The following is an 11,931-nucleotide window of genomic DNA, read 5'->3' as shown; positions in this document are numbered from 1 at the left end:
TCTACTCTGCTAGCACCGTTACGACCAAGTATAGCTTCGTAATCATCCGCAGTGGGGTTAAAATGCTGCGGCACCGGGGTGATGCCGGAACCGTCACGTTTTAATGTTTTGTCGTCGAATGCCATTTACTCACCAATCCTTTCTAATATATTTACCAATAAATACCCGCCATTCGGGAATGTCTCTATGGTCCCGTCCTGGTACGTCACTCTAAACTCAATCCGGTAAAGCCCAGTTACTTGCGTTTCTTTAGGTTGCCAAATCAGCCAGACTTCACCGGTGCTTGCATCTGCGACATAAGCTGATCTAAAGAATTTTATAACTGGTTTTGAATAGTGCTGTATTGCCACCTGGACACTAGCACCTGTGAGGTTTGCCGGATTCCCGGCTGAGTCTTTGAGCCTCACCTTCATGGCCGGCTGAGTATCATCTTGTTTTATGTTTATCGTTGTCAAACCTCCACCTCCTCGTATATACAAACGGGGAAATTGGGGGCAAGAAAATACCAAGTGAGCACTACCCTGAAAAGACCACCGCCGGGTAGGTCTATCGTGTTTTGACCTGTCAATATCTCTACGCTATTCAATCCCAATCCCCCCTTGCTACTGGCATTGGTCCTAAGAACACCCAGTCGCCGCCATTATCCAGTTGCACAAAGCCGCATATCGCGTCTGGATCACCGCAGACATACGGCAGGTTACGGGGAGTGTCGGTCACTGTATCCGTTACCCCTGCGGTCTCCGTCTGTCGGTCGAACTTGCTGAGGATTGCCGTTTCGGCCAGCTGCTTCTTCTGCTGCGCGCTGACCAGAGCCTTTAGGAAATCTGCTATGCCCAGCAAGCGGCCACCGTATTCAACACGGTATGTCCATATGCTAGGGTTAGACCAGTATGGGGATATGGTTACCCGGTGGACGAGATATTCTCCGACCACTCCCCGATCAGGCAGGTTGATTGGTACGATCTGCCCTGGCGCCCAACCGGGTACCTCTGTCTCAAAACTGCCGCTCACGCGAGGGTTGGCATGCTCTTTTAGATCGGCCATACCTGCAGCCTCAGCCACCTGGATAGTAGTCAGGCTGTCATCGTCAATGACGTGCTCATAGATACCGTCACCGCCCTGGACGGCCGCAATAGCTGCCTGGCTAGCATAGTCCTCGACCATGGTTATTACAGCTATATCCTGCCTAGCAGTCAGACTGATTGTAGTTCCTTCGACCGGGGTGGATGTCTGGGCAGAGCACCTGATGTACTTCTCGGAAAAGCTCATCATATAGTCATAGTCTGCCTCATCGTGCAGGTTCTCCACTCCCACGGTCATGGGGGCTTCACCCACGGCCAAAGACACTTCATGCGGCCCCCAGGGAAGAGTCCAGATCCGCGCTACACCATCAGCTTTCCATTCCACTACTTGTGGATCTGACAGCATCGTCCCGCCTCTGACATAGACACGGTTACGTAGGCCCTGTGTGTCAATACTGTGTTTGCCAAATCTGAATTTCCCTCCGGGCCGCAAAACCATCGGTGCAGGGCTGGCCAATTCCTCGGCGCTGAAAAAGTGCAGGTCTTTGTAATAATCGGGCTGCCAATGCCATCCAATGTAATCGCATAGCCATTTAAAACAATCAGAAGGTCTTTTATATTCGAACTCTGCGCCTGTACTTTCTACGACCGGCGCACCAGACCGGACGCCGTTGGTCGTAAAACCGGGGCAATACTTGGCCACGATGTCAAGGAAGATGTCTGAGGCCGACATATTTTCATAGCTTTCCACCACCAAGCGGCGGTCTAACAGAGCGGTATAGTCGTCGCAGTCCACTGCCCACAGTTTCAGATCTTTGTCCACCAGTTCAACTTTAACGATAATGCCAGCAAACATGCGACCTATATCATCATCCTCGATAATTACCTCGTCACCCTCGGAAGGTTGCGTCCCGGCCACATGAAAAGAGCATGTGTCGATCTGATATGTCAATGCCTGCTCTATATCTAATTGATCGTTTGCCGGGGGCCATCGGTCGACCCCAGCTACATATAGGTGTCTGCCCACTAGAACCTCACTCCTCGCCGATGTAGCTCGCGCAGCAGGTTTTCTGCCTGTTCGCGACTACTGCCACCGGATACATGGATATGAAAGACATTGCCGCCGTAGTTGTTGCTGGTGCTATTGGACATTGACGGACCAACAGCCGCGGGGGTCAAGGCTGCCATACCAGCCACAGCGTTCTCCAGCTTCGGCAGGCTTGCTCTAATGCCGTCAGCAAAAGTATTAACCAATGCCGGTCCCCATTCCATAATTTTGCTCAGCGGGCCTCGCTTGGCGGGAGAATGAGGCATATAGGAATCAACGATGCTGGCCAGTTCAAACAACGTCCGTCTCAGGTTATCGAACTGGCTTTCCATGCCAGCGGTGAAGTTAGCAACCAGGCTGACACCGTATGTAGTCCCGGCCTTGGCTATGCTCTCAAACTTCTCTTGGATTCGGTTCATCTCATCCTCAGCGTTCTTGCGGATCTCAGCATTCTTTTTCTCCCACTCAGCGCGATATAGTTCCAGTTGTTCATTGGCCGACGCACGGATTTCCTGTAGCTTCTGCTGCATCTCTACCCGTTGCTGTTGTAGCTGGCTAATTGCTTCGGCCCGGGCTTCCTGCCCCTCCACCTCATGTGTGATAGAGTTCCGAAGGTTACCGGTGTCAACTGGGGCTAGGTTCTTAGCGTCTCCCTCTACGACAAGGGCAGATGCTTCCAGAGCCTTGCTGATAGCATCTTCCACGCTCTTGATAGCCTTATCACCATACCATTTCATTTCAGCCATCTTATATCACCGGCCTTAAGAGCACTTCCATGTGTCCACGGTAGGCGGCTACATGGCGAATCTCGTAGGTCTTGTCATCATGGACTACCCGCCGGGCTAGCTGGACAGCATTAGACGGGTTACAAAACATCCTGGAAGTGATACCAGTTTCTACAATGCCGTACTGCCGTTCGGCCAGCTCACCGCCCAAGGGCTGAATGTCAGCCCGGACGGTTGCCACGGTCTCCCAGGTTTGAATCGGTATCCCTTCATCATCGTACCCAGTGGTTTTGGCCTGGATCTGAACAGAGTAGGGTAGCTTGGAAGGTGGTGTCATGTAAACATCACCACCCGGTACTTCCGCAGTTGGCTCTTGATGCTCTTGGGGATATCATCCCCCAGAACAAAGTTTGTGGTTGAATATGCCCCCACAACGCCCCCCTGCTTGTACTGGTCAGCATTACGGCTATACAACACCACAGCCAGCCGGGCAATGACCGATTCGGCCTCCTCCGGAATATCGTCACGATTGCAATAGTCTTTGAAAAATGCTTGGGCATCCCCTATGATCAAGTCCAGCAAGCCGTCCTGGCTAAAGTCATCGAAGTCTATACCTAATCGAGTTCTTAGTTCTTCTTTAGCCATGGTTATTCACCCTCTTTCAGGGCCTCGCGCAACTCTTCGGCGTTCATCTTGTAGTATTCCTCAATCTTCCGCTCTTTAGCAAGTGCCCGGAGTTCGGGGTAGGGCATATCGTCCAGGTCGCCAGGGGTAGTTTCCAATTCCTCTGCCAGATTTTGCTCATCAGCTTCCTGCTTTTGTGCTTCAAGCTTGGCCGCTTCCTCAGCCTCCTGCTGAGCTGCAAGCTCTCTCCGGCGTTGATTAAATCCTGTTACGCTCATATTCATCACCTCGTATTCAAGGGGGCAGAAGCCCCCTCTTTTATGCTACCAGCGTATCCTTACTGGTCTTGTTGGTTACAGTATAGCCAAGAATAGTGCCGCCAGTAATGGTTAAGGTCTGCGTATCTGCCGCAACACCTCCAGTAGTGGCGGTGGATTCAGCGGCTTCAGTGACTCCATCAGAGGCACCATCGCCTGCTCCATCGGCGATAGCTATATTAAGGGTATCGTCATTAGCAACGGCCAGCTTACGAGTCAGGACAACGTCTGCTCCTTCTCCGGAAACATCAAACAAGGCTGTCACGGCAGCATCGGCAGCAAGAGCGGCTCGGCAGGCCGCGGCTATAGCTGCAGCATCATCATTTAGTTCAACAGGAAAGCTGATGGCCTTGGGTGATCCGGTCATGCCAGCAGCGGTAACAGTTACCTTTGCGTTGCCGGCAGTTGTAATGGTACCAGCGCAGGTAGCGGTTTCCACCTGTTTGGTGCCCCCTGACCAGGCTCCCGTATACTCGATGTCGATAGTGCCTTGGCCATTTTCCAGGGATACTTTTGTGGCACTATCCGCTATCGCCGATGTTCCATCACCCGCGGTGGTCTCAGCAACGGCAGCCTCCAACTCACCAGTAAACCACTCATGGACGGTCCCATCGGCAGCCTGCAGCTCAACCTGAACAGTACGGACAAACTTCTCTGCGGCTCCACCGACTGCGGCATTTACAGCGGCGGCAGAGTTAGCCAGAGTGGCAGGGGTCAGGACTAATACCAAATCCCCAGCCATAGCCTTTTCGATGGCTATCATATAGTCATAGAAATCATTCGGGGTGAACGTGAATCTCTTGAGATATTCAGGTATTCTCATTAGCTCACCCCACTTACGCCAATTTGTGTTTAAACTGGACGATACGGACGTTCTTGCTCTCGTATACCCGCTTCCAATTCCTGTAGTTGGCCAACTCGGTGTTGGAAGGGGTAGCACCGTCCACAGAAACGTTCAGGAAAGCAACTCCACGAGGGTGGAGAATAAAATGTCTTCTGTTGATCAGGATATCATCACCGGCCAAGGAATCACGGTCCATTTCGGTCGGTACAGGAGCCGCGCCTTCACCCCATCCAAAAGCACCTTGACCAAAGATGTAGGTGGTATATACGCCGTTTTCTACGGGCAATCCATCATCTTCCACCACGGGTTTGCTCAGGAAGTATTTAATGGTCGGTTTGCCTTCTGAACCTGGGATGGTTTCGATCAGATCATCCTTGGTCAGTTTTGCAACGGTCGCACTGTGCATGGCAAAACCAGTCAACCGCTGGTTGGCGTCGCCCAACTTGTAGAGAGCATCTACAGTGGTGCCTGCCGAAATCGAGCGAGTTGCAGCAGTGCCTTCCGCAGAGATGTCGTGAATATTACCGTCCATTTCGGTGGCGGAGTCGCCGAAAATACCAGCCAAGGTGCTAATCAACACGGACTGAAAGCGTCTGGCCCAATATAAAGCCACCAAATCGCCTATGGCTTTCATGGGATCGTCCCCGGACAATGCTTTTGCTAAGTCGTTTACGCTCCATGCACGGCCTCGGGCCAGAAGGGCAGCTACGTCCTTACTTGCTGAAATTTTACTGACAGTCAGCGCGGTTTCATCATCCAGCACTTCATCGGGTCCGTCCAGGTCTTCCCAGTACGGCATATTGATCAGTTTACCTCCGGCTCTGGCCAGAGCGTCCAGTTGTTCTGAACGCTCAATAATACCGGACTGGTAAAAAGCAGACAGTTCAGCGGTCCTCTCCACAACATAAGGATTAAAAACTGAAGGGACAATCACGTCAGTGATAATGGTTTTGGTCACGGTCATAACTATTTACCTCTCTTTCATTATTTGGCTTGCGCCATCATCTGCCGGGCCAGCTCGGGATTATCCCTTATGATCCGGCCTTGCTCTGTCAAATTGAAACTGTCTTTCTTCCACGGGTTAGTTTGGCCGGAGCCGCCACCACCGGTATTGGGTGGGGTGCGTCCGCTTTCCTTGAACTTCTCCTCAACGGCCTTCTGAATATGGGTCTGGAATATGCTCTCCACGGCAGTCAAGTTGCTTACAGTCGTATCTTCGTCTTGCCCCACGAAGTACGATACCAGCTCAACCGGCAGCCCCTTCTGTGTTGCGAGTGTAGTTGCTTTGTTTACCAGCTCGGACTTGACGCGGGCCTGTCGTTCTTGTGCCAGTTCCTCTTCAAGTTTCCGCAGCCGTTTTTGCTCCTCGGTTTCACCGGGGAACTTCTTCTTGATTTCTTCCTCAATGAGGTTAGGCAGGGTTTTTTCTTTCCATGTCTCAAGCCCTTTCGTAAAATAAGCATCGAGCCTAGGTTGTAATATCTTCTTGCCTTCCTCCGTGTCGAGATAGCCCTTCACTCCCTCCGGTGTTGGTTGGCTCAACCCCGCTAGGTAGTTTTTTACGTCCTCATTATCTTTGTTCTGCTCAAAAAATTGTTTAATTTCCTCTAAAGTCATACCTTTTTCCTCCTTATGTTTGCCCTCGCTAGTTCGCCTTATGGCTCCTAGGAGTGCAGGGTTATTCTGCTAATTCATAAGTCGTTTCAAAAATATCTGGTTTGCAGGGATAGAATTCACCCTTAATTCCTTTTATAACATAATCCCCCTTACTTACTTTCATATCACCTTCAAGTGTTTTAATGTAATATTCATTGTCATTCGGGTTATAAAAAACTCTCTACCATTCCCAATAAAGTCTTGAATCCTGTTAATGTTTTCTTCCCTTAGATATTGCATGGCCTCAATAACTACTGGCCTTTTGCGGTATTTGGCCATCTTGCTTTACCTCCCTTTTGAGTAACAAAAAACACCCGCCTGAGCGAGTGTTAATTCCAAATGTATTATTTAATTTCTGTTCGGCCTTCCAGGTATCCTCGGACGTCAAGGTCTTTCCTCAGTGCCCGGCGTACCTCCATATAAATAAAATCCTTTAACGGTTCCGGGGTTAACTCATGCTGGTAGATTCGCCGAAACAGTTTCAGCAGGTCAAAGACGATGCTGATTTCCGGGATGTCCAGCCTTTGCATCTGATTGTCCGGGGCGTGCTGCTTAAGCATCTCCTTGAAGTCCCCATAATCCATTTTATCCTCGGAAATGCTACCACCGCCCCCAACACCTATTTGAGACTATTATACCATTCCTGATAGGTGGTGTTGGGTATTACCACATTCTTACCGGTTTTTTCGTCCCTGGCTCTCCTGAGTTGTGGTTCCATGCCTTCAATTTCGGCACGAACCGTGCATCTGCAGTTAATGTCCATGGACGCTATGCCAAAGCCGCCCGGATACATGGCTGTCATGCCAGACATTTTGAAAGGATGGTCAGCTTCTACCTTCTGGCCATCCAGTGCTCTATGTCTATCTCTGGTCCTGCCGTCCAGAGTAGCCACCCATACCCGCTTGAAGACCAATCCCTTAGCCGCAGCCTTTTCAAAGGCGGCCTGGGTCCCCTGGCTCTGCGCCCGGTGGGTTTCGGTCTGGACTATACGGAGGGCCTTGCTGGCCCCTATGTCCATCCGCTCCTTAACCGCTCGGGCTGTTTTATCGTACGAATAGCCCTGGACTATGCCCCGGCTTATTTCTTCCCTTATCTGACGCACCAGCAGCCGGGCATTATCCTTTATTCTTTCCGGCCAGGTTATGAGGTCATAGGGATTCAGTATGGCCGCTTCCACCGCTTGATGTTTAAGCAAGGTAAAGCTAAGTGATACCTCAGCCCCCGTTTCCAGTGCCCAGGCCACCCGGTAGTAGCTCTCCTTGAAAACCTCTTTAATAGCTTTTTTAGTGGTTCTGGTCTTTTTGTCGGTCAACGAACTAACCTCTTTGGCAATAGCCTCCTCTAACTTCACTAACCGCCCGTATTTCATCATTTCAGCCATAGGTAAGGCCCCGGCTACGGCGTATTTCTCATATGCCAGAGCCAGCTCAGCCCGGATCTCTTTCAAGCTCTCCCGGTAGGCTTTGATTAGCTCTTTCTCGGCTTGGTTAGTTAGCTTTTCAGCTGCCTTTTCGCCTTGCTTGAATTTATCATCCAGGCTCATGCAAATCACCGCCTGATATAAACTCGATGCCGTTGTTGTGAAGAATGACCTCGATGTTGGATACATCTATTCTCTGGCCGTCTGGTTTGAGAAAAACGGTTGTCCATTTACCAGTCCTTTTCTCTTTTACAGCGGTACCCCAAGGAAACTCATAGACTGCATAGCCAAAGAGGGGAACGACTTTAGACATCATTCCCATCCCCCTCATCCAGGTCTATCAATCCCTCTGCATCCTTGGCCATCTCCTCCATTTCCCACTCGACATCATCCACGAATGAGAGTTGGCTCAGCCTGGTGCGCTCGGATACATGGCCTCTCAGCTGGGAAGTGGTTTGCGCCTCATCTAGCAAGTTTACCGGCAGATTACGCTTAAACTGAAAGAATATGTTGGTATAATCCACCGGGATGCCTTTCTTTGCCAAACGGTGGCCAACACGGACTTCTGCCGGAGTCGAGCGGTCATCTTAACGCTCATGGTGATGCTTATTCTCTAAGGCCATTAGTTTGTAGCGGATGGCCACCCCTGATAGGTTGTTGGCGAATGATTCATCAGTCATGTTAACTGACTTGCCAAACCGCATTATATTACCTTCCATTCTGTTCAGGTGGTTCTCAATAGCCGTATCGTTCATCTGTTTGGTAATGAACTCGATGCCCACCACTTCGCCCTTTTCATCTAGCCAAAGGCTCCTGTTTTTCTTGCTGGCAAGCGTCTTCGTCCGGGTCGTATCCGTAGAATGCCATAAGCTAACCGGAACTACTCGATCTCACTGTTGACGTCCGACAGGAGGTACGGTCGTAGGCGTCAATCAGGTTCAGCACCTTCTCAGCGTCCCCTGCTGCTCCTCGTTGTTCAGGAACACAATCAGCGGTACTAAGTCAAATAGGTGAAATTTGCCGGGTTAACGGTTCCGATATATCCAGCACATATTCGCTTGATCATCCCTGAATATAGTGAGTCACCGACTGGTCATCTATTACCACTCCACCGGTCCGTGTTTTTTCCTCCTTGCCCTCTTTGATGATCCGTCATAGTATCTGCAGAGCGTTGGCTCGTTGATGCTGCGGTCATAGACCAGGATGACCTCCAGGGTTAACATTCGCGGCCCTCTCGAGGCCCGTCCGATCGATATACTGGCGACCGGGCGGCATACGCAGATGGTGGCCATCTTAACGGTCTCCAGAGTCCAAGTCATCAATGCTATTCCCGGCGAGAAATCCGCCAGGCAGCGTCAACCTTCTCGGCTCCTGCTGCTCCTGGTCACCTGGTAGGAGATAGGATTACTGTCAAAATACCGACCAGCTGGTCGACTATCTCACTCAAAGCTATTATTCAGTTTCCGGTTAATTTGTTTGCGGGTCCTCAAACTCTCTGTTAGGATCGGCAGGTCATCCGTCTCAATATCGGTTATACAAGCTGAGCATCTTGGCCGGATCGCGCGTGGTCGTCGATAAGGTCTTCAATTATCTCTCACTGGTGACTGGCCAGTCCAGGGCCATTAACTTTAAGTATGTTCTGCACTTCCTCACCCCTTAATATAGGCTCTTAGCGGCCTTGAGTTTGCGGTCTTTCATATCGTCCTCGAGGGCATAGCGGGCTGCGTCAATTGAATTATGAACGATAAGGCCACCATTAACGCTAAAGTTATGGTGGTCTTTAACTTCCATGTTATAAACATCTTGCCTGCCTATATATCTAATTGTTTTTACTTTGGCGAATTTGAGGGAGCCGCGGGTAAAGTCTATTTGAACAGGATTTAGAGCAACACTTTGTTTTGCTGTACTTGTTTGCTTCAAACTCTCGTCCACAGTAAGCGCATGTACGTATTTCATTATCTAACCCAGCCTTTCTTCTCCAAGCGGATTTGCATTTATTGGAGCAAAACCTATCGGTCTTCCGAGGCAAGCCATCGTAATATTTCCCACAATAATCGCAAATCTTTATCACTTTTGCGTGGAGCTTATCCTTCATTTGGTCATAATGCTTGCGGTGCCATTCTTTACCTTCTTCCGAGCCATGCCATTTTGAAGCTGCTGGCCTTGCCTTTTTGTTCATATTATCTCTGGCCCACTCCAGCCATTCATTATCCATAGAGTTCAAGATACCATGGAGACTCACATGTCTTGAGTGTTTCACCAGAACAAGGTTTTCGATGTTATTGTTGTTCTTATCCCCGTCTTTGTGGTGAATATGGCAACCCGCCGGAATTGGTCCGTTAAAGTATTCCCATACATAACGATGTAGGCGCTTACGTATTGTTGAGTTCAGGTAATAGCCGGTCTTGTTGTCGCGTGTAAATTTCAGCCCATTAAAATAAGCGAATTTGCCATCCTGCTCATACCTAATCATTCTGATACCTTCCTTTCTATTACATACCTTATTGTATCAGATGTGATTAGATATGTCCAATATTTCATCTCCTTCTGTTAAGTCACGAATGAGCTTCCAGCCTTTTCTGGTTAAAACGGGGTGATAGTCTGTGGCTCTAACTACCCTGCCGTCCTCCAATTCGGCTTCGTAAACATCCAGATTAGTCCCAGTCTTTTTTACATCATAGAAGAAGCCGGTCGTTGCTTTTTGTTTGTTCAAGTCAAAGCAATGCACCATGCCGGTTTTTCCTACTAATGCACTTATCGGAATGTCGCCATCAACAGTGTTTATAATTGTATCACCTGTTAAGCAATGGTTTTCTTTATCGGGAAATTGGCTTTTTATAATCCCGTTACGGTCAGTTTCCAGGGCATAGTTGATAAATTCCTTGGCTGCCAATGGGCAACGCTCGGGGTCAATTATAATGGCCTCAAGGTCCTGCAGAAACTTAATCCCGAACTCTACAGAGCCCGGGCCTTTCTTGGCGGCCTTGATTTTCATTCCCCATGATTTGAGTTCGGCAATGCTCTTCGGCTCTGCGCTATCGGCAACGGTCACAACATCGTTATACCTCTGCGCCTTCTCCCAGAATTGCCGGTTAAACAGGTTTAAACCGCTAATCTCAGCAAACAAATAAAGCCGCCGGCGGGTCCGGTCATAATGCATTCGCTCAAAGCAAAGCGGGTCCACTGCATAGCCAAAGTCAAGCCCCTGCCGGATACGGTCAAATACGGCAATCTCGTCTTGGGTAATGGCCCTTAGTTCAACATTGGTAAATATCTCAAGGCCGGTACCGACTTCTTCGCCGAGGTACTCATGTCGATATGCCGTCTCGTTAGTTTTCTTCAGATGTTCGGCATCGGCTAGGAACCGCTCACCCAGCCACTCCGGCGGCACATCCCGATAATCTGAATGATGCACCCGCCGGCCTGGCTTAGGTATTTTTGCCTCTTGGTTTACCCAGCTGCGACTGCTTTTAGGTGGATTGTATGAAAAGAACGAAATGCGCTTTTTATTCTCACCCCTAAATAGGGACTGTAGAATATTGCGTATTTCGTCCATGCTGGCAAACTGGTCGACTTCTTCAAACCAGGCATACTTAATATAGCCGCGGCCCAGGTTGATGGATTTCATCTTCCGGGGATTGTCTGCAGCCTTAAAAACTATCTTCTGGCCGGTGGGGATATAGACGATCTGCATCGGGGACACCTGGAATTTAAAAAGATGGGCTATACCCATCTTTGCAGCAGTCCACTCGAATTGTCCAAAAACTGTGTCCCGCAGCTCGTTCTGGTACCGTCGGAAAACAACGGCATTGGCATCTGGATCCTTGATCAGTCCTAAAAGTATCTCGATGCTGATGAAGGTTGACTTAGTTGATCCGCGGCCCCCTTTGAGCCAATACTCTTCATAAGCCTCGGCCTTAAGGTCTCTATGGATATCATGAAAAGATGGTGCGATGAGGCTCGATAACCTAGTCTTCATCATCTATATCATCTACTATCCTAACGGCCATTTCTGCATTGATGTTCATGTTTTCGTTAAGTAAACCATATCGCTTGGCTAAAAGTTCCGCCGCTTTTACTCTGTCTTTTACATAGGGTAATTTCCTTACCCTCTCTGCTCCAAACTCTGTAAAGCCAACTATCTCTTCTACTGCTTCACCACGCATGACGGCGGTAAGGTATTGTAATACTTCTTTGGCGTCAGCAATACGGGCATCTTCTAACTCCTTCAGCTTCTGATCGATGCAAATTTTAATGGCAGGTTTTGTAAGGTTT

17 protein-coding genes and 2 pseudogenes are annotated in these 11,931 nt (G+C 49.5%); all 19 read right to left on the bottom strand.

Going from position 1 to position 11,931, the window contains the following annotated elements; genetic code table 11:
- Window positions 1–125: 125 nt before the first annotated feature.
- Window positions 126–455, bottom strand: a complete 330-nt coding sequence (locus tag AC15IQ_RS15275; protein WP_483180351.1) for a hypothetical protein — start codon at window positions 453–455, stop codon at window positions 126–128.
- A 127-nt stretch (window positions 456–582) separates the two neighbouring features.
- Window positions 583–2,049 carry a hypothetical protein gene (locus tag AC15IQ_RS15270; protein ID WP_483180350.1) on the bottom strand — a complete coding sequence of 489 codons (1,467 nt, stop codon included), beginning with the start codon at window positions 2,047–2,049 and terminating at the stop codon, window positions 583–585.
- A complete protein-coding gene (locus AC15IQ_RS15265) occupies window positions 2,049–2,816 on the bottom strand; it encodes an HK97 gp10 family phage protein (RefSeq protein ID WP_483180349.1) in 768 nt (255 codons plus the stop codon). Before AC15IQ_RS15265 ends, AC15IQ_RS15270 begins: the two co-directional genes overlap by 1 nt.
- 1 nt (window position 2,817) lies before the next feature.
- Window positions 2,818–3,132 carry a phage head completion protein gene (locus AC15IQ_RS15260; protein WP_483180348.1) on the bottom strand — a complete coding sequence of 105 codons (315 nt, stop codon included), beginning with the start codon at window positions 3,130–3,132 and terminating at the stop codon, window positions 2,818–2,820.
- Complete coding sequence (locus AC15IQ_RS15255; protein WP_483180346.1) at window positions 3,129–3,440, bottom strand: head-tail connector protein; 312 nt, start codon at window positions 3,438–3,440, stop codon at window positions 3,129–3,131. Before AC15IQ_RS15255 ends, AC15IQ_RS15260 begins: the two co-directional genes overlap by 4 nt.
- A 2-nt stretch (window positions 3,441–3,442) precedes the next feature.
- Entirely contained in the window at window positions 3,443–3,697 is a 255-nt protein-coding gene (locus AC15IQ_RS15250) for a hypothetical protein (protein ID WP_483180345.1), read from the bottom strand.
- Window positions 3,698–3,737: 40 nt separating this feature from the next.
- On the bottom strand, window positions 3,738–4,559 hold the full coding sequence (locus tag AC15IQ_RS15245) for a hypothetical protein (RefSeq protein WP_483180344.1): 822 nt from the start codon (window positions 4,557–4,559) through the stop codon (window positions 3,738–3,740).
- Between the two features lie 13 nt (window positions 4,560–4,572).
- Window positions 4,573–5,544 (bottom strand): major capsid protein, encoded by a 972-nt coding sequence (locus AC15IQ_RS15240; protein WP_483180343.1) that lies wholly within the window; start codon window positions 5,542–5,544, stop codon window positions 4,573–4,575.
- Window positions 5,545–5,564: 20 nt separating this feature from the next.
- Entirely contained in the window at window positions 5,565–6,197 is a 633-nt protein-coding gene (locus tag AC15IQ_RS15235) for a DUF4355 domain-containing protein (protein WP_483180342.1), read from the bottom strand.
- A gap of 159 nt (window positions 6,198–6,356) precedes the next feature.
- On the bottom strand, window positions 6,357–6,515 hold the full coding sequence (locus AC15IQ_RS15230; RefSeq protein WP_483180340.1) for a hypothetical protein: 159 nt from the start codon (window positions 6,513–6,515) through the stop codon (window positions 6,357–6,359).
- Window positions 6,516–6,580: 65 nt separating this feature from the next.
- Window positions 6,581–6,820 carry a hypothetical protein gene (locus AC15IQ_RS15225; RefSeq protein WP_483180338.1) on the bottom strand — a complete coding sequence of 80 codons (240 nt, stop codon included), beginning with the start codon at window positions 6,818–6,820 and terminating at the stop codon, window positions 6,581–6,583.
- A gap of 35 nt (window positions 6,821–6,855) precedes the next feature.
- The gene (locus AC15IQ_RS15220) at window positions 6,856–7,779 is read right to left on the bottom strand and encodes a phage head morphogenesis protein (protein WP_483180336.1); all 924 of its coding nucleotides are present in this window, start codon (window positions 7,777–7,779) and stop codon (window positions 6,856–6,858) included.
- Window positions 7,766–7,969 (bottom strand): hypothetical protein, encoded by a 204-nt coding sequence (locus tag AC15IQ_RS15215; protein ID WP_483180334.1) that lies wholly within the window; start codon window positions 7,967–7,969, stop codon window positions 7,766–7,768. The genes AC15IQ_RS15220 and AC15IQ_RS15215 overlap by 14 nt, the downstream gene beginning before the upstream one ends.
- Window positions 7,962–8,468 (bottom strand): annotated as a pseudogene (locus tag AC15IQ_RS15210) (phage portal protein); the annotation flags it as partial. The gene AC15IQ_RS15215 and the pseudogene AC15IQ_RS15210, both read right to left, overlap by 8 nt.
- 288 nt (window positions 8,469–8,756) lie before the next feature.
- The gene (locus AC15IQ_RS15205; protein ID WP_483180332.1) at window positions 8,757–8,978 is read right to left on the bottom strand and encodes a hypothetical protein; all 222 of its coding nucleotides are present in this window, start codon (window positions 8,976–8,978) and stop codon (window positions 8,757–8,759) included.
- A 334-nt stretch (window positions 8,979–9,312) separates the two neighbouring features.
- Window positions 9,313–9,612 carry a hypothetical protein gene (locus AC15IQ_RS15200; protein WP_483180330.1) on the bottom strand — a complete coding sequence of 100 codons (300 nt, stop codon included), beginning with the start codon at window positions 9,610–9,612 and terminating at the stop codon, window positions 9,313–9,315.
- Between the two features lie 298 nt (window positions 9,613–9,910).
- Window positions 9,911–10,129 (bottom strand): annotated as a pseudogene (locus AC15IQ_RS15195) (HNH endonuclease signature motif containing protein); the annotation flags it as partial.
- A gap of 36 nt (window positions 10,130–10,165) precedes the next feature.
- Complete coding sequence (locus AC15IQ_RS15190; RefSeq protein ID WP_483180328.1) at window positions 10,166–11,638, bottom strand: PBSX family phage terminase large subunit; 1,473 nt, start codon at window positions 11,636–11,638, stop codon at window positions 10,166–10,168.
- A partial coding sequence (locus AC15IQ_RS15185) for a terminase small subunit (protein WP_483180326.1) occupies window positions 11,625–11,931 on the bottom strand: 307 nt, incomplete at its 5' end. The genes AC15IQ_RS15185 and AC15IQ_RS15190, both read right to left, overlap by 14 nt.

This window comes from Syntrophomonas sp. DTU019 (genome assembly GCA_913757435.1).
GTDB lineage: Bacteria > Bacillota > Syntrophomonadia > Syntrophomonadales > Syntrophomonadaceae > DTU019.
Note: the sequence above shows the minus strand (reverse complement) of the source record. Positions and strands in the feature narration are given on the sequence as shown.